Annotated in this window: 11 protein-coding genes; 6 read left to right on the top strand and 5 right to left on the bottom strand. The window is 48.0% G+C overall.

Going from position 1 to position 18533, the window contains the following annotated elements; translation table 11 throughout:
• Positions 1-297 precede the first annotated feature (297 nt).
• The 6 genes from LEUMU_RS0101540 (at position 298) to LEUMU_RS0101515 (ending at position 12536) form a co-directional block, all read left to right on the top strand.
• Positions 298-5298 carry a thrombospondin type 3 repeat-containing protein gene (locus tag LEUMU_RS0101540; protein WP_022950518.1) on the top strand — a complete coding sequence of 1667 codons (5001 nt, stop codon included), beginning with the start codon at positions 298-300 and terminating at the stop codon, positions 5296-5298.
• A 54-nt stretch (positions 5299-5352) separates the two neighbouring features.
• Positions 5353-6153, top strand: coding sequence for a 16S rRNA (adenine(1518)-N(6)/adenine(1519)-N(6))-dimethyltransferase RsmA (rsmA, locus tag LEUMU_RS0101535; protein ID WP_342664660.1), 801 nt, complete (start codon positions 5353-5355; stop codon positions 6151-6153).
• Positions 6150-7283 carry a radical SAM family heme chaperone HemW gene (gene hemW, locus LEUMU_RS24105; protein WP_022950516.1) on the top strand — a complete coding sequence of 378 codons (1134 nt, stop codon included), beginning with the start codon at positions 6150-6152 and terminating at the stop codon, positions 7281-7283. The genes rsmA and hemW overlap by 4 nt, the downstream gene beginning before the upstream one ends.
• Positions 7284-7395: 112 nt before the next feature.
• On the top strand, positions 7396-9549 hold the full coding sequence (locus tag LEUMU_RS24100; RefSeq protein ID WP_084707998.1) for a reprolysin-like metallopeptidase: 2154 nt from the start codon (positions 7396-7398) through the stop codon (positions 9547-9549).
• A 243-nt stretch (positions 9550-9792) separates the two neighbouring features.
• A complete protein-coding gene (locus LEUMU_RS24095; protein WP_169446331.1) occupies positions 9793-12105 on the top strand; it encodes a reprolysin-like metallopeptidase in 2313 nt (770 codons plus the stop codon).
• The gene (locus tag LEUMU_RS0101515; RefSeq protein ID WP_022950513.1) at positions 12102-12536 is read left to right on the top strand and encodes a hypothetical protein; all 435 of its coding nucleotides are present in this window, start codon (positions 12102-12104) and stop codon (positions 12534-12536) included. Before LEUMU_RS24095 ends, LEUMU_RS0101515 begins: the two co-directional genes overlap by 4 nt.
• 44 nt (positions 12537-12580) lie before the next feature.
• Here the strand turns inward: LEUMU_RS0101515 and LEUMU_RS0101510 are convergent, their stop codons facing one another.
• From LEUMU_RS0101510 to LEUMU_RS0101490, 5 genes are all read right to left on the bottom strand, one after another.
• The gene (locus LEUMU_RS0101510; protein ID WP_022950512.1) at positions 12581-14179 is read right to left on the bottom strand and encodes a peptide chain release factor 3; all 1599 of its coding nucleotides are present in this window, start codon (positions 14177-14179) and stop codon (positions 12581-12583) included.
• 29 nt (positions 14180-14208) lie between these two features.
• Entirely contained in the window at positions 14209-15138 is a 930-nt protein-coding gene (argF, locus tag LEUMU_RS0101505) for an ornithine carbamoyltransferase (protein ID WP_022950511.1), read from the bottom strand.
• A gap of 231 nt (positions 15139-15369) precedes the next feature.
• Positions 15370-15954, bottom strand: a complete 585-nt coding sequence (locus LEUMU_RS0101500) for a superoxide dismutase (protein WP_022950510.1) — start codon at positions 15952-15954, stop codon at positions 15370-15372.
• A 136-nt stretch (positions 15955-16090) separates the two neighbouring features.
• Complete coding sequence (locus tag LEUMU_RS0101495) at positions 16091-17581, bottom strand: ATP-binding protein (RefSeq protein WP_084707997.1); 1491 nt, start codon at positions 17579-17581, stop codon at positions 16091-16093.
• Positions 17582-17971: 390 nt separating this feature from the next.
• Positions 17972-18289: a hypothetical protein gene (locus LEUMU_RS0101490; protein WP_022950508.1), complete on the bottom strand. Its 318-nt coding sequence runs from the start codon at positions 18287-18289 to the stop codon at positions 17972-17974.
• Between the last annotated feature and the right edge of the window lie 244 nt (positions 18290-18533).

Here is an 18533-nt window from a genome sequence, read left to right as displayed (position 1 = left end):
TTGGCGTCATAGTGATCTTGCTTGGTTTAATCACCTTATATATAGAACTTTTCAAATCGACCCGCACGTCCAGTGTATCAATCGTTGATCACACACTATCCACCTTTGTACTGGTCGGTTTTTTGGTATCATGGCTAATCTTTGACTGGGCGGGAAATTCAGTTTTTCTGATCCTCACAGTAATGTCATTTCTCGACGTGATCGCAGGCTTCACGATCACCATCGCCTCGGCCAGGCGCGACCTGTCCCTCGGAGGCAAAGGATAACGCTATATGAACTCTCGGAGATATTAGAACGATGCGCAGCACCATAAGACCTCTGATCTTCGCTAGCTTGCTAATGTATGCAACCAACCCCGCATTTGCCGAACAGGTGACTACGGAAACGGATGCTGCCACAACAGCCGCTACCGAAACACCAGCCACACTGGCTCCTCCTGTTATGTTTGAAGGCCAATTCAATCCCGCAATGGATATGATGAATATGGGCACAGGCATGACCATGGAAGAAGGCTACGGCTTTATGCCTATGCCAAGCCTGATGCCAATCGTTCCAGAATCTCTATTTGAGATTCCACCGGAGAGTTTGCCTGCATTTGCCCCATCTACGTTAATGAACATGCCACCGGCACCGTTCTATATTGTAGATATTCCATTACCAGAAGATGACGTCGAGCAGATCAATGCCCTGCGCTCACAACTGGCAGATGTTGAAGAAACCGCGGCTCAAACCTCAGCGGAAGATAAAAAGAAAGTTGCTGAGCTAATGACAGAGCGTGACAGACTGGTTGTGCGCATTGCTGAGCTTGAAAAGCAATCTGCTGATATCAACTCCCTGAGCTCAAACCTTGCCGAGCGCCTGAGTGCACAAAATCAGACACTCGCAGCACAGCTGGTTGAGCAAAATCGACTACTGCAGGAAAAGCTTGCTAGCCAAGCTCAAGGGCTTGAACAGAAGCTAGACAGCCAAGCATTGGGACTGACCCAAAAGCTGGATAATCAAACTCAGACACTCGGTGAGCAGTTAAGCAGTCAAACTCAAGGCTTAGGCCAAGAGCTAGCTAGCCAGACTCAAGCGCTTGGACAAAAGCTGGATAGCCAAACTCAAGCGTTGGGAGAGAAGTTAACCACTCAAACCCAAGGCTTAGAGCAACAACTTGCTAGCCAGAAACGCGGCTTGGAAGAAAAGCTAGTTAACCAGAGCGTTGGACTCGTTGAGAATCTGAGTAACCAAAATCGCGGTCTGGAAGAAACGCTAACAGCCCAAACCACTGGCTTGAGCCAATCGTTTGCCAACCAAACTCAGGGACTCTCTGAGAAGCTGGTTGGTCTGAACGCTATTCCACAGCAGTTTGTTAATCTGGAAGCATTAGCTAAAGAAGACAAGCAGCGCATGCTTAGCGAAAATGAAAAACTGCAACTGGCACTGAGTAATGCCACTGCGGACGAAGATGCTGATGGCGTGGTAAACCCATCTGATCGTTGTCCCGGAACGGCGGCAGGTACTTTAGTCGACAACCGCGGTTGTGTATTGGATACCGATAGCGATGGCGTGATCGAAGTACTTGATCGTTGCCCTGGCACTCCGGCCAATGTCGAAGTCGGCAGCAACGGTTGTGAAGTTGACTCCGATATGGATGGCATCGTAGACAGCCTAGATAAATGTGCTGAAACCTTCCCAGGCGCAGCCGTTAATGCTGAAGGCTGTGAAATTGATACTGATAAAGACGGCGTTGTTGATCGTATGGATCGCTGCCAAGTAACACCAGCTGGCTTGCCGGTTGATGCGAAAGGTTGTCAGATTGATTCGGACAAAGACGGTGTATTAGATGGTGCAGATGAATGTGCAAATACTGATGCCGGTCTCTCCGTTGATGCTAAAGGTTGTGAGCTAGACTCTGATGCTGATGGTGTTAAAGACAGTAAAGACCAATGCCCTGCTTCACCTGCTGGCGTAACCGTTTCTCCATTAGGTTGTGAGATTGATACGGATGCCGACGGCGTCGCTGATAGCAAAGATGAGTGCCCTGCAACCGCAGAAGGCTTAACAGTCGGTGCTAATGGTTGTGAGCTAGACAGCGATAATGATGGTGTTGTTGATAGCCAAGACTCTTGCCCTGCAACTGCTGAAGGCTTGGGTGTTAATGGCTTAGGTTGTGAGCTGGATGATGATAAAGACTTTATCGTCAATGCGCTCGACAGCTGTGCTACAACGCCAGATGGTGCAACAGTTGATGCTTACGGTTGTGAGTTGGATGATGACAAAGATGGCGTAGTCAACAACAAAGACCAGTGCCCTGATACTGTCTATGAAGCCTCTGTTACGCCATTAGGTTGTGAAGTTGATTCAGATTTAGATGGCGTAATTGATAGCGCTGACCAGTGCCCTGATACCGCAGCTAATGCGAAAGTTGATGCCAAAGGTTGTGAAGGCGATGCGGATAAAGACTACATCCTAGATAGCAGTGATGAGTGCCCTGATACTGTTGAAGGTGCCACGATCAACTCTAATGGTTGTGAAGTCGATACCGACGCGGATGGCGTAAAAGACAGCGCTGATCAATGTCCTGAAACGGTAGCTGGCGCGAAAGTCGATGCTAACGGCTGTGAGCTGGATGATGACGCTGACAAAGTTGTAAACAGTCAAGATGCTTGCCCAACAACGGCAGAAGGTGCCGAAGTTGATGCACGTGGTTGTGAACTGGATAACGACAAAGATGGCGTAGTTAACAGTGCAGATGCTTGTCCTGAAACGGTTGAAGGCGCGAAGGTTGACGCTAAAGGCTGTGAAGGCGATGGTGACAAAGACTTTGTTCTGGATAGCCGCGATGAATGCCCTGAGACCGTTGACGGTGCAACCGTTGACTCTAAAGGCTGTGAAATCGATACCGATGCAGACGGCGTGAAAGACAGCGCTGATCAATGTCCTGAAACCGTAGCGGGCGCTAAAGTCGATGCCAATGGTTGTGAGCTGGACGATGATGCTGACAAGGTCATTAACTCCGCTGACGCCTGCCCTGAGACTGTGGCTGGTGCGACAGTTGATGCGAAAGGCTGTGAAGTTGATACCGATGCAGACGGCGTGAAAGACAGCGCAGATCAGTGTCCTGAAACCGTAGCTGGCGCGAAAGTCGATGCTAACGGTTGTGAGCTGGATGATGATGCCGATAAGGTCATTAACTCTGCGGATGCCTGCCCTGAGACAGTGGCCGGTGCGACGGTTGACGCGAAAGGCTGTGAAGTCGATACCGATGCCGATGGCGTGAAAGATAGCGCTGATCAATGTCCTGAAACCGTAGCTGGCGCTAAAGTCGATGCGAATGGTTGTGAGCTGGATGATGATGCTGACAAGGTCATCAACTCCGCTGACGCCTGCCCTGAGACAGTGGCCGGTGCGACGGTTGATGCCAAAGGCTGTGAAGTCGATACCGATGCAGATGGCGTGAAAGACAGCGCTGATCAATGTCCTGAAACCGTAGCAGGTGCGAAAGTCGATGCTAACGGTTGTGAGCTGGACGACGATGCCGATAAAGTCATCAACTCCGCTGATGCCTGCCCTGAGACAGTGGCTGGTGCAACGGTTGATGCCAAAGGCTGTGAAGTCGATACCGATGCAGACGGCGTGAAAGACAGTGCTGATCAATGTCCTGAAACCGTAGCTGGTGCTAAGGTCGATGCCAATGGTTGTGAGTTGGACGATGATGCCGATAAGGTGATCAACTCTGCGGATGCCTGCCCTGAGACAGTGGCCGGTGCAACGGTTGATGCCAAAGGCTGTGAAGTCGATACCGATGCGGATGGTGTGAAAGATAGCGCTGATCAATGTCCTGAAACGGTTGCGGGCGCGAAAGTCGACGCCAACGGTTGTGAGCTGGACGATGATGCCGATAAGGTCATTAACTCCGCGGATGCCTGCCCTGAGACAGTGGCTGGTGCGACAGTTGACGCCAAAGGCTGTGAAGTCGATACCGATGCCGACGGCGTGAAAGACAGCGCTGATCAATGTCCTGAAACCGTAGCTGGCGCTAAAGTCGATGCCAATGGCTGTGAGCTGGATGATGATGCTGACAAGGTCATCAACTCCGCTGACGCCTGCCCTGAGACGGTCGCTGGTGCCACCGTTGACGCGAAAGGCTGTGAAGTCGATACCGATGCGGATGGCGTGAAAGACAGCGCGGATCAATGTCCTGAAACCGTAGCAGGTGCGAAAGTCGATGCTAATGGTTGTGAGCTGGACGACGATGCCGATAAGGTCATTAACTCTGCGGATGCCTGCCCTGAGACAGTGGCCGGTGCGACAGTTGACGCGAAAGGCTGTGAAGTCGATACCGATGCCGATGGCGTGAAAGATAGCGCTGATCAGTGTCCTGAAACTGCTGAAGGCGCAAAGGTTGATGCCAACGGTTGTGAAGGCGATGGCGATAAGGACTTCATTCTGGATAGCCGCGACGAGTGCCCTGAGACTGTAGCCGGTGCTAGCGTTGACTCTAAAGGCTGTGAGCTGGATGACGATGCTGATGGCGTCCTCAACTCAGCTGATGCTTGTGCTGATACTGCAGCAGGTGTCACAGTCGATGCCAAAGGTTGCCCGGTTGATAGCGATGCCGACGGTGTAGCGGACAATATTGATGAATGTCCTGCAACACCAGCTGGCGCAGCGGTTTACAGCTCTGGTTGTGAATTTGATACCGATAACGATGGTGTTGTCGATAGTGCTGACCAGTGCCCAACAACGGCTGAAGGCAAAGAAGTTGACCAAAACGGATGTGAGCCTGATGGCGATATGGATGGGGTAGCTGACCGTCTGGATCGTTGCCCAGAGTCACTACCTGGTGAAGAAGTTGATGTCACTGGATGTGGTAAGCCTGATGCAGACCGTGATGGTGTTACCGATGCAAGCGATCTGTGTGAAAATACAGTAGCGGGTAATGCGGTTAACGAGGTCGGATGTTCTGAAATCCAGAGCATCAACCTGAAAGGTGTTAACTTCAACACCGGTTCTGCTGACCTGACTAGCGCTTCATTGCCAATACTGGATGAAGCCGCACTGAAGCTAAACCAATTCCCTGATCTTAAGATCGAGGTTGGTGGACATACTGATAGTGTTGGTGGCGCAAATGCTAACCAAAGACTGTCACAGCGTCGTGCAGAGTCAGTACAGACTTACCTGATCAGCAAAGGTGTAAGCGCTAGCAACTTATCTGCTAAAGGTTATGGCGAAGTATCTCCGATTGCCGATAATGGCAGTGCGGCAGGTCGTGCTGAGAACCGTCGGGTAGAACTGAAAATACTGCGGTAATTACACCGCTTAACCACAGACAGCCTCTCCCTCGCGGGGGAGGCTTCTTTATTTGTGCCAAACCAAAATATGTCAAATCACTACGCTAAAAAACGTTTCGGACAGCATTTCCTAACCGATCCCTACATTATCAATTTATTGATCAAGCACATTAATCCGAAAGCGGACGATCAGATGCTTGAAATTGGTCCCGGACTGGGTGCGCTGACCAAGCCCATTCTGCCATCCTTAGATCATTTGCAAGTGATCGAGATTGACCGCGATGTTATTCGCCATCTGGAGCACCTCGGTGGTGACAAGCTAACCATTCACAATGTGGATGCGCTGCGAGTTAACTTTGCAGAGATCATTGATGAAACGCTTCCATTGCGAGTCATCGGCAACCTGCCCTACAACATCTCAACGCCGCTTATCTTTCACCTACTGGAATCTGCACAGTCGATTAAAGACATGCACTTCATGCTGCAAAAGGAAGTGGTTGATCGCCTGACTGCGGAGCCGGGCAATAAGAGTTTTGGCAGACTGTCTGTCATGGTTCAATATCGCTGTAAGACAGAGTATTTATTTTATGTTGGCCCTGAGTCATTTAGTCCTCCGCCGAAGGTAGACTCTGCAGTGGTTAAGCTGACGCCATTTAAAGAAAAGCCCTTTATTGCCGAAGACGAAGCCCTACTCAGTAAAGTCGTCACCCAAGCTTTCTCTCAGCGCCGTAAAACATTGCGTAATACATTGAAAACACTGATGGATAGCGAAGCCCTAGAGTCACTGGGCATCGACCCCACCGCTCGCGCAGAAACACTGGGCGTTGAGCAATACGTCACTATCAGCAACTACCTGAGCCAGCAGCCTGAATGATACCGTTAAGTTTATATGTGCATATTCCTTGGTGCATCCGCAAGTGCCCCTACTGTGATTTCAATTCACACAAAGCACCGGATGCGCTGCCGGAACAGGCGTATGTAGACGCCCTGCTCAATGATTTACGCAGTGAGTTACCACAGACTCAAGGCCGGCCATTAAGCACTATCTTTATTGGTGGTGGTACACCGAGCCTATTTTCAGCTGCAGCGATTAAGCAACTGTTGAATGGCATTGCCAAGTTGATTCCTTGGCAGGATGATATTGAAATCACGCTGGAAGCTAACCCCGGTACTTTTGAGCAACAGCGCTTTACGGACTATCGAGCCGCTGGAATCAATCGCCTGTCTATTGGCATACAAAGCTACAATCCTGAACATTTAAAAGTACTGGGACGTGTTCATAATGCAGATGAAGCATTGAAAGCCGCACAAATTGCTCATCAGGCGGGTTTTGATAATTTCAATCTGGATTTGATGTTTGGCTTGCCACAGCAAACGATTGAGCAAGCCCTTAATGATCTACAGCAAGCGATTGATTGCGAACCCACACATTTGTCTTGGTATCAGTTGACGTTGGAGCCTAATACGCTATTTCATCATCAGCCACCCACCCTGCCCGATCACGAGTACTTATGGGAAATACAGCAAGCCGGACAAGCGCTATTGGCCGAGCATGGCTATGTGCAATATGAGGTCTCAGCTTACTCCAAAATCAATCGACAGTGCCTGCACAATCGTAACTACTGGGAGTTTGGTGACTACATTGGCATTGGCGCGGGTGCGCATGGCAAGCTGACCAAGCCCGACGGCCAGATCGAAAGACACCAAAAATACCGCCAACCAAAACAGTATATGGACAAGGCGCTGTCTGGCAGCTTCCGCTCCTCGCAAGAAGTACTGGAAAGTAAAAACCTATCATTTGAGTTCATGCTGAATGCATTGCGCCTAAAAAGTGGCGTAGATGCCAAGCTTTATGAACAACGCACCGCTCAACCCCTCTCATCCATTCAGCCAGTGCTGGATAAAACCATTGATATGGGTTTAATCAGCAATACTCCCGATACACTTTGTTGCACCCCTCAAGGGTGGCAATTTCTGGATGACACCCTGACCTATTTCCTTTAACTCTGGATTAGAGGTATCGATTTGCGGACAGACCTCAGCTGCTGATTTTTCAGCAGCTAAACCCCACCATTTGACCTGACCACGTTCTCTCGATGCATCCTTTAAATATAGGATGAAATTCGAACTGAACGATAGCTTAATGGAGCAAGCAATGGTCAAATCAGGAAGATTGGGGTTAGCAGTGGCGGCGATACTGGCCTGTCAGATTAGTGTAGCTCAGGCTGCACAACTTGATGGGGCTTTATGGAAAGATAACACTGTTACCGCGGCCCGTTCAGTTACCGATAGCCATTCAAATGACGGATACACCCGAAGCCTGAAGCTTGATAGCCAAGCAATGCGAGCTAAGTTAGCAGCTGTCCCCAGCTCAATACAAGTTACCGCGAGACAAGCTCAGCCACTAAGCATCGAACTGCCACTACCGAATGGCGACAGCGTTACCCTCACACTAACAGAAATCCAGTTGCTACCAAGCGCACTAACCAACAAATACCCATCTATTCGTACTTACCAAGTCGCCAGCCCTGCTGGTGAAATTCTCTCCGGGCGCGTCGATATGACCGTTCAGGGTTTTCATGCCATGCTGCTGACCAAGGATGGCGAGACACTGTTTATTGATCCGGATAAAAGCCTTGGTGCAGATTATTATCTGAGCTACCGAAAAGCCGACCAACACAACGATGAGCCATTTCAGTGCAGCACACCAGAAGCGCATGATCACGAATCATTTAGCCCACTACACGGCCGAGCCAACTTAGCAGCCCGTAGCGTTTCCGGCTTAACTGAATATCGTATTGCCATCGCAGCGACGGGTGAATACACCCAAAAACAAGGTGGCACTGTCGCCGCAAGCTTAAGCGCGATTGCCACCACTTTAAATCGCGTCAATCAAATCTACGAAACAAGTCTGGGTATCCGTCTGACGCTGATTGAGAATAACGATCAACTCATCTATACCAATGCCAACAGTGACCCTTACTCCAATTTCGATATCGAAGCGATGTTGAGTGAGAATCAGAAAAACATCGATAGCGTTATTGGCAATGATAATTATGATATCGGCCACGTGTTTGGCTCGTACGGCGGCGGCCTTGCTTACATTGGTAGCACCTGTAATAGCAGCATTAAAGCGATGGCAGCATCCGGCATTAATAACCCAAGCCATGATAGCTTTGATGTCGACTTTGTAGCCCATGAAATCGGCCATCAATTCGGTGCGACCCATACATTCAACAGTAACCTTGGCGTATGCACGAGTGGCGCCAGAACGGCAAAAACGGCCTTTGAACCAGGTAGCGGCTCAAGCATTATGTCTTACGCGGGAGGTTGCGATACCGATGACTTACAGCTCAATGCCGATGCAATGTTTCATAGTGGCAGCATTCAGCAGATCACCCAAAATATTTCCATTGGTACCGCGAGCCATTGCGGTACAGTACAAGCCGTTAACAATAGTCGCCCATTCGTCTCTGCGGGCAGCAACTACACAATTCCGGCAAACACACCCTTTGAACTCACCGGAACAGCCAGCGATTTGGAAAATGATTCCCTACTCTACAGTTGGGAACAATTAGATGTCGGTAGCAGTGCTAATTTGGGGGAGGATACCGGAGATAATCCACTGTTTCGCCTGAAGCCACCAACCACCAGCAACACTCGCAGCTTTCCAGCTCGCGCAACGTCACTTGGCTACCAAAACGGTAACGGCGAAACCTTGCCACAAACTAACCGCACTTTGAATTTTCAACTGGCTGTTTACGATGGTCAGCACGATCCTAGTTTGGACCAAGTTCAACTGAAGGTTATTAATACGGGTGCCGGCTTTAAGTTATCAGACTCTGCGCAAAGCTATGCCAGAGATAGCAGCATCTCAATAAACTGGACGGTCGCCGATACCGATATCGCTCCAATTAATTGCGCAGCAGTCGACGTTCAGTTCTCTAGTAATGATGGTTATTTATTTGACACTACACTGGCCAGCAATATTCCAAACTCAGGCTCAGCCATTATTAAGCTACCGGCTGATATTCCATTGACTGCATTTGGGCGCTTTAAACTCAGCTGCTCAAATAACGTGTTTTACAGTATTTCATCTAAAGCCTTTACCATTGGTCAGAATGTTAGCACGGGGAACACAACACCTCGTACAGATGACGCTACATCAGTAGACGAAATATCCAACTCTGGTGGCGGAGGTAGTAGCAGTTTCTGGCTAATATCCATGATCGGACTTTTATTTTTGTTTAGAAATAAGTCACTTAGCTGAACGGGCATTCATATAGCGTTTGGGGGGAATTCAGTTTTCTTGTGCTAGGGTGCAAACCATAGCATAAGAAAGTTGCTTCAATAATTAAAATAATTCCCCCAAAAGACAGATGCCCCTATGAGAAAAATAATCCTTCTGCCCTGCCTATTAGCATCCCAAACTCTAATCGCCGGGGAAGCGTTTTGGAGTGAACTAGACCACAACTATCAATTTCAAAGTGAGCGTGCGGCCCCCGGCACACTCGTGAAAGCCCGTTCTTTATCGCTGGATACGCTAGGACTTAGCCAACAGCTCACTCAACTGCAAAGCAAGGCGGCAAGTGATCAGCTTATCAGCACTAAAACCATCGACCTACCGCTCCCAGACGGTCGTCAGATGTCGTTTACCATGGAAGCGACACAGGTAATGCCAGCAGGGCTCGCCGAGCGCTTTCCAAATATTAAAACTTGGCGCATCACTAGTACCGAGAACCCTGGCATAACAGGGCGTATCGACATTGGACCGCAAGGTTTTCATGGCATGATTGACATGGATGACGGTGATCGTGTGTTTATTGACCCTGACCTGATACAAGGTGGTAACACCTACACTAGTCTGAGCCGTCGTGAGAATGCTGAAGCAACTACCACAGATTTTCAATGCAAAGTGCACGATGAAGACCCGCTGAGTGATCACGATCATGCCACTGAATTTACCGCAAACCGCACTACTGGGCAGGCTGCTGAAAACCTGCTGACTTATAAACTAGCCTTAGCAGTAACCGGCGAATACACCAGCATGTTTGGCAGTAGCGAAGCAGCCATGGCGGCAATGGTAACGACGGTAAACCGTCTGAATCAGGTTTTCGAGCGCGACCTAAGCATTCATTTACAACTGGTTGAGAACAACGATAAGCTAATTTACACCGATGCTAATTCAGACCCTTATACCAATGAAGATGCTTCTGCGATGGTTGAGGAAAACATCGTTAATATTAACGCACTAATCGGCAGCAGCAACTACGATATCGGCCATGTATTTGGAACCGGTAGCACGGGTGGGTTGGCTTTCCTGAATTCTGCTTGTGGCACTTATAAGGCAGGTGGTGCAACGGGATCAAACGCGCCATCCGGTGATGCGTTTAATATCGACTATGTTGCCCATGAGATCGGCCACCAACTTGGCGCTTCTCATACCTTCAATGGCCACCAGTTAAATTGTAGCGCGGGTAATCGTGAATCTAGCACCGCAGTCGAGCCTGGTAGTGGTAGCAGTATCATGAGTTATGCGGGCATCTGCGGAACAGACAATCTTCAAACACATTCCGATGCCTTTTTTCACTCGGCCAGCATCAACCAAATTAAAAATTACACTCGACAAGGCTCTGGCGCTAAGTGTGGAACGATTTACAATACCGAGAACACCACGCCGACGGTCGATGCGGGTAGCGATTATGTGATTCCTGCATCTACGCCGTTTGTATTATCCGGAGTCACTTCTGATGCAGATAACGACTCGTTACTAAACTCTTGGGAGCAAACCGATACCGGCACCACTGGCGGACTTTACACCGATCTGGGTGACAATCCCTTGTTCCGAGTTTGGCCGCCACAGCCAGAAGCAGTGCGCTATTTACCGCGCCTGAATGACTTATTCACAAACAGCAGTACCATTGGTGAGATATTGCCCACTCAAGATAGAAGGCTCAACTTTGCCCTGCTCAGCCGCGACAACAACGGCGGTATCACACAAGACAACATGTTGATTGATGTCGTTAATACCGGCACTGAGTTTAGCGTAAGCAGCCAAAGTAGTGATACGACCTTATCATCTAATCAAACCATTACTGTGGATTGGGATGTTGCAAATACCGATGAGTCTCCCATTAACTGTAGCGCCGTGGATATCGCATTACTGGAGCGCACCGGCAGCAGCATTTTATTACAATCAGAAACGCCAAATGATGGTAGCACCACGGTCACTTTGCCTTCGGACATTACCAGCCTGCATCATGCACGCATTCAAGTGGCTTGTAGTGATAACATCTTCTTTGCATTATCTGAGGGAGACCTAACCGTGCTGGGTGGAGACCCAATTATCACAGTTAATTCACCGTCCATAACAGAGCAAGACACTGGCGTGCGTAATCTGACCTTTATTGTTGCACTCTCAGCAACCACTGAAGAACCTGTTAACCTTGACTACGAGATCGTAGACCAAGCAACCGGCGCAATCGTAAAGTCAGGCTCCACATTTATAGCTTCAGGTACTATGTATAGCAGCATTCAGGTTCAGGTTTCAGGTGACTTGATTAGTGAAGAAAATCAGGAGTTAGTCTTAACCATTCAGAAGCCTGATAACGCACAATTTGCCGAGTCAGTGACTGAGTTGACAACAACTGGAATAATCATTGATGATGACACCACGCTAGTCGTCGCTGCTAATCCGGATACTACCGACCAAACAAACACCTCTAAGAGCACTAGTGGCGGTGGTGGATCATTTGGATCACTCAGCTGGATGGCTTTGATGTTACTGGCACTAAGACGCGCTTTTTCTAACCGGAAACCCTTATGAAAATGCTATATATCCCGACCATTTTGATGAGCAGTTTGATGCTTCAAGCATGCAATGCGGGACCAAATCCGTCCCGCCCTGTAAGTCTACCACCACAAGCTATCAAAGCCACAGCCGCCCCTACAGAAGCAACCAGCAATGCCGCTATTGATTATGCTGCACGCTTAAAGGCTCTGGAAAGCCGTAACCCAGCCGTAGAAGCACAGCAAGCTGCAATGCGCGGAGAACGTACCTTAATGGGTTATTACAGCGGACGAGCCGGTTTGAAAATACCAAGCTTGAGTGATCCAAGCCAAAAAGGCACTTGCTCAGTGAAAACGCTGGATGGGATGGGGGACGTAATTTACAACGAAGCTCATCTTCGCTATCGGGTCGCGATGCGCAACTTTGCTAAGGCGTTTAACGCCAGCATGTTGCCACACTGTCGCTAAAACAATAATCCCCCGATAGCAGAACAGTATCGGGGGATTTTAATTTACTCGTAAATACCGTGTTCGCGAGTACTTAAGAATCGAATATCCGGCCAACGCTCGATGGCCATTTGCAGATTAACCCGCGATGGAGCGATATACACTAACTCATTCGCATGGTCATAAGCCAAGTTAGAAGCTGCCTTGGTTTTAAACTGCGACAACATTTTCTCATCATCACAAGCAATCCAGCGCGCCGTCTGCACATTGACCATTTCAAAGTTACAGTCAACGTTGTACTCATCTTTCAGGCGCTGTGCGACCACTTCAAACTGCAGAATACCAACGGCTCCCAGCACCAAATCATTATTACTAACGGGCTTAAATAACTGAGTCGCACCCTCTTCACATAACTGACTTAAACCTTTCTGCAACTGCTTCATCTTTAGTGGGTCACGCAAGTGCGCACGACGGAACAACTCCGGCGCAAAGTTAGGAATACCCGTAAAATACAGCTCTTCGCCTTGTGTAAAGGTATCACCGATACGAATCGTGCCGTGGTTGTGTATTCCGATAATATCGCCGGGATAAGCATCATCCACATGACCACGATCAGAAGCCATAAAGGTGAGTGCATCTGGAATCTTTACATCCTTTCCAGTGCGCACCTGACGAAGCTTCATCCCCTTCTGGAACACACCAGAACAGATGCGCATAAAAGCAATCCGGTCACGATGCTGTGGGTCCATATTGGCTTGAATCTTAAACACAAAGCCAGTGAATTTATTTTCAGTCGCTTCTACGGTACGCGTAGTTGTTTTTCTTGGCTGTGGGCCCGGTGCGTACTTAACAAAGTCATTCAATAACTCGGCAATACCAAAGTTATTCACGGCAGAACCAAAGAACACCGGTGTTAATTCGCCACGCAGGTAAGCCTCTTTATCAAAGGCATTACTAGCGCCCTGCACCAGCTCTATCTCCATGCGCAGCTCTTCAATCTGATCGCCTAGCAGCTCATCCAACCGCGGATTATCCAGACCATCAATCACCTCACCCTGCAATACTTTTCCGGAGTGCTGTGCATTGAATAAGTGCACACTGTTATTGTACAGGTGGTAAACACCCTTCAGGCGCTTACCCATGCCGATTGGCCAAGTGATTGGCGCACAGCGAATTTTCAGGATGTCTTCAACTTCATCCATCAACTCAATTGGATCGCGACCCTCTCGGTCAAGCTTGTTAATGAAGGTCATAATCGGCGTATCACGCAGACGACACACTTCCATCAGCTTGATAGTCCGATCCTCAACACCTTTAGCGACGTCGATCACCATCAGTGCAGAGTCAACAGCGGTCAACGTCCGGTAAGTATCTTCGGAGAAATCTTCGTGACCTGGTGTATCCAACAGATTAACGATGTGCCCGTTGTATGGGAACTGCATCACTGAGGAGGTAACCGAGATTCCACGTTCTTTTTCCATGGTCATCCAGTCGGAAGTCGCATGCCGCGCGGCTTTACGCCCTTTTACCGACCCCGCCAGCTGAATCGCTCCCCCGAATAACAGGAGTTTTTCAGTCATGGTGGTTTTACCCGCATCGGGGTGCGAGATAATCGCGAACGTTCGGCGATCGGTGGCTGCTTTCTGGAGTAACTGGTCTGACATGGATTACATTCTTATGGTTATGGGCTTGCTTACGACAAGTCCAGATTACTGAAATTCATGGCTAATGTTTCCATTAGCGCTTTTTGTGCATGCAGGCGATTTTCTGCTTCATCCCAGACAACGCTTTGCGGGCCTTCAAGCACTTCCGCGCTGACTTCTTCTTCACGATGTGCAGGTAGACAGTGCATAAACAGCGCATCTGGCTTAGCACAGGCCATAACTTCGGCGTTCACCTGAAACTCGCTAAATGCTTTAACGCGCAAGGCTTGTTCATCTTCCTGACCCATACTCGCCCAAACATCGGTTGAAATCAGGTCTGAATTCGTTGCCGCCAGCTTAGTATCACGCATGATACTCACTCTATCACCCACATCCTTCATCAACTCAGGCGCAGGATCATAGCCTTCAGGGCAAGCAATATTAAGATGGAAATCAAATTGCTCCGCTGCATTCATCCAAGATTGGCACATATTATTCCCATCGCCAACCCAAGTCACTGTTTTCCCAGCGATACTACCGCGATGCTCAACATAGGTCATGATATCTGCCAGCAATTGGCAAGGATGATAATCGTCGGTTAAGGCATTGATCACCGGCACACTAGAGAAAGCGGCAAAGCGCTCAATGGACTCATGCTCAAAGGTTCTGATCATTACCAAGTCGACCATGCTTGAGATAACACGGGCTGCATCCTCAATCGGCTCACCGCGCCCTAGCTGGGTATCACGTGAGGATAGAAACAAGCCGTGGCCGCCCAACTGCGTAATACCAGTCTCAAATGAGACACGAGTACGAGTTGATGATTTTTCGAAAATCATGGCGAGAGTGCGCTGCTGCAATGGTTGGCTGAGCTGGCCGCTCTTCCATTCCTGCTTCATCTGTATCGCCCGTTGAATCATCGCATTTAGCTCTTTCGGCGAAAAATCCATTAGGGTAAGAAAATGCCTGACATTGGACATATTAATAGCTTCCCGTTTTATTTAATAAACGCGGTGATCAGAGCTATCAGCGTCTCATTGAGCGTCGGCCTGATCCTTGGTATGGGTATATATTTGACGGTTTTAAGTAACCACTCTTATTGCCGGGTCGTTGATTAATCACAACAAAATAAAAAAGGGTGACTGGAAAGTCACCCTTTTTAGGCAATTTTTAATTTTGGCAGATAAACTATATTGGGTCAATCCAATAGTTTAAGCCGCAAAATTAGCCGATACGAAGTCCCAGTTTACGATGTTCCAGAAAGAAGCAACATAAGCAGGACGAGCGTTACGCTTGTCAACGTAGTAAGCATGCTCCCAAACATCGATAGTCATCAATGGAGTTTGGCCAGCAGTCAGAGGGCAACCTGCGTTTGCAGTGTTTACGATTTCCAGAGCGCCATCAGCGTTCTTAACCAACCAAGTCCAACCAGAACCGAAGTTAGTCACCGCAGAAGTAGACATCTTCTCTTTGAATGCTTCAAAAGAACCGAATGTGCTGTTGATTGCATCAGCCAGCGCGCCAGTTGGCTCGCCACCTGCATTTGGTGCCATGCAGTTAAAGTAGAATGTGTGATTCCAAACTTGTGCTGCGTTGTTGAAGATGCCGCCAGCAGGTGCTGATGTTACGATCTCTTCTAATGACTTATCTTCGAACTCTGTACCTGCAATCAGGTTGTTCAAGTTAGTCACATAGGCAGCGTGGTGCTTATCGTGATGGTACTCAAAAGTCTCCGCTGAGATATGAGGTTCAAGTGCATCTTTTGCAAATGGCAGATCTGGTAGAGTGTGTACCATAATTAGTGCTCCTACTAAGTATTAGTTCATGTTTAAAGTCCAGCCTAGAGTAATCAAGACACTCGGACAACGCAATAGTACCAACATTTTATCAGAGAATTATTTCCGAACGTCCATGTCCGAAAGCGCTCGTAATTTAGATCGGCAGATACAAACGCACCCGTGCACCGACCTGAGGTGATACTTTAAGCTCAATCTTACCACCAACCGCTTGGACAATTTCAGTACTCATCGCCAGACCAATTCCCTGCCCTTCGGTTTTACTGTCATCGCGCATACCGCGCTTTAGCAGATCAGCAGGATTATCCGTGCTGAAACCCATGCCGTCGTCATCAATATTGACGACCAGGAAATTCGCCTCGCGAGTTGCATTAACATCCACTACCGAATCGCAGAAACGGCAGGAGTTGTTCATCAAATTACCGAATAGCTCCATCAGGTCATCGTACTCCATGCGCACGGTATCAATATCATCAACATGAATCTCAATTTCAAAATCCTGATGGTGATACACTTTTTTCAGCGAATCCCGCAGACGATAGAGTATCGGGCGCAAAGGCTGGCTCTTGATAATGGCATTGGGAGTGCTCACAGCTGCACGGTTTAACTGATAAGCCACGATGTCGCTCATCTGACTAATCTTATCCATCAGATGATCTTTATCTTCTTCTTTCAGATTGTATTTTGACAGCGCCGTGGATTGAATCTCAGCCAGCGGTGTTTTAAGGCTGTGCGCCAAGTTATCCAAGGATTCCCGGTAGCGCTTTTTCTGACCTTTCTCGACATTAATCAGGGTGTTGATTGCGCCCTTCACTTCCGTTAACTCAACAGGATAAGCTTTGGTAATTGCATCCTGAGCGCCGGATTCAATGGAGCGCACTTCTTCTTCAAAGTCACGAATTGGGGTGATAATGAAGTAATTGCTAATGAGCTGAGAGACTAGCACTAGTGCTAGTGTGGAGAAGAATAAAACAACAATCGTGGTCTGTACATTGGCCCAGTCGTTGTTAAACGCGATGGCTGATTTGGCCAAGACCAAGCGCAGAGGCTTCAGGTCCTGCCGCTCAATCATACGGGTATAAACGATGAACTTTAACTGGTCGCTGCTGTTTTCTTTATAACTGGGTAACAGGCGCTCTTTAAGTTCGGGTTCTGTGCCGAGTTCATTACTGAACTTAAACTTCTTTACAAAACCACCCCTACCGTGGCGGTTTTCAGTGCGCATATTGAGCTCTGGGAACTTGCTTTGCCAAACAATCAAGCCGGTTTCAGGATCTTCAAAGTAAGCATAATACTCATGCTCCGTTCCATCATCATCAAAGCCGTGACTAAAGCGCTCCTTATCAAGAAACTCTTTCAGCAGAAATAACTTTGTATCGGGATAGCTGTCATCATCAATTAACACGGGCACTTTAAGAATCAATGCCTCTGCAACTAAACGCTGCTGCTTTCCTACGGCATCCATTGCGTTAGCGCTATAAACACTCAGGTAACCTCCTCCTAATAAAGAAATCCCCATAGCAACAACAATCAGCATGCTAATGAGTTGACGTACTTTTAATGAACTGGTGACAGTGCCCTTATTTAAAGGCATCGATGGTGGTATGGCTGCTTCGGAATAACTCATAACTTATATTTTTTTATAGTCATCACCAACACTAGCAACCGGGATCAATCCATGACCTGACAGTAGTTTTGGTAATTCTTTTTAAGCTCATGTCCTATGTTTGCTGCCAATCACGTAGCCCTGATCCGCCGACATAGAAGCCCCTCTGGTATCACTTGCGACCACCTAGACTTAAAAGAAGCCTGATGTCCCTAGTTATTTTGAATATATGTGAGTGTAATTCTATGCTATCGCTCAAATTACCAGCAGAATTACATGCCCATCACAAGCTGAACCAAGCCTGAGTATATGATGAATTTTTATTCAGGGAAAGGATTTTCGGGAAACAAAAAACCCGCCACCGGATTTTATTCCTGTGGCGGGTATCTAGACAGTTGTCAGATTTGAGCTTTAACGCGTTAGCATTGTTAGCTCGCGTTGTCCGTTACTGCAGTTAAAGGTAACTTGCTTTAGCACCCCTTTGTAGATGAAACGAACGTGGTAACAATTAGGAGCAGCGGCGGATGCCATCTTTACGACATCTGGCTTAACACCTGGAAAGCCACGTCTGACGGCAACGGCAACGTGTGCACCGCGAATTTGTCCGCCATCAGCATGAACCAACTTGTAGTCCTTCGCTGACGCAGCAAAGCTTGCACCAGTCAAACCAAAACCAACGACTGCAACTAAACCGGTCGTCAAAAACTTAACTCTATTGACCTTTTTCATCACATTATTCCTTATAAAACCTCAGAATTCGAATAGAGGCTATGTGTATTGAAGTACTTCCGTGCCCATCATCCATTCGGACACGATTATGATTTTATTGATTAAATCATATACAAACTGCTTACTAGTATAATTTACCAACAACCTTAATGCAACGTGAATAACCATTACCTAACAGATTAACTACTTGAAAAGTATATTAATTTATCAGGCTGATTGACTTATTCTATGGAGCCTTTTTAGT

Source organism: Leucothrix mucor DSM 2157, assembly GCF_000419525.1.
Classification (GTDB): Bacteria; Pseudomonadota; Gammaproteobacteria; order Thiotrichales; family Thiotrichaceae; genus Leucothrix; species Leucothrix mucor.
Note: the sequence above shows the minus strand (reverse complement) of the source record. Positions and strands in the feature narration are given on the sequence as shown.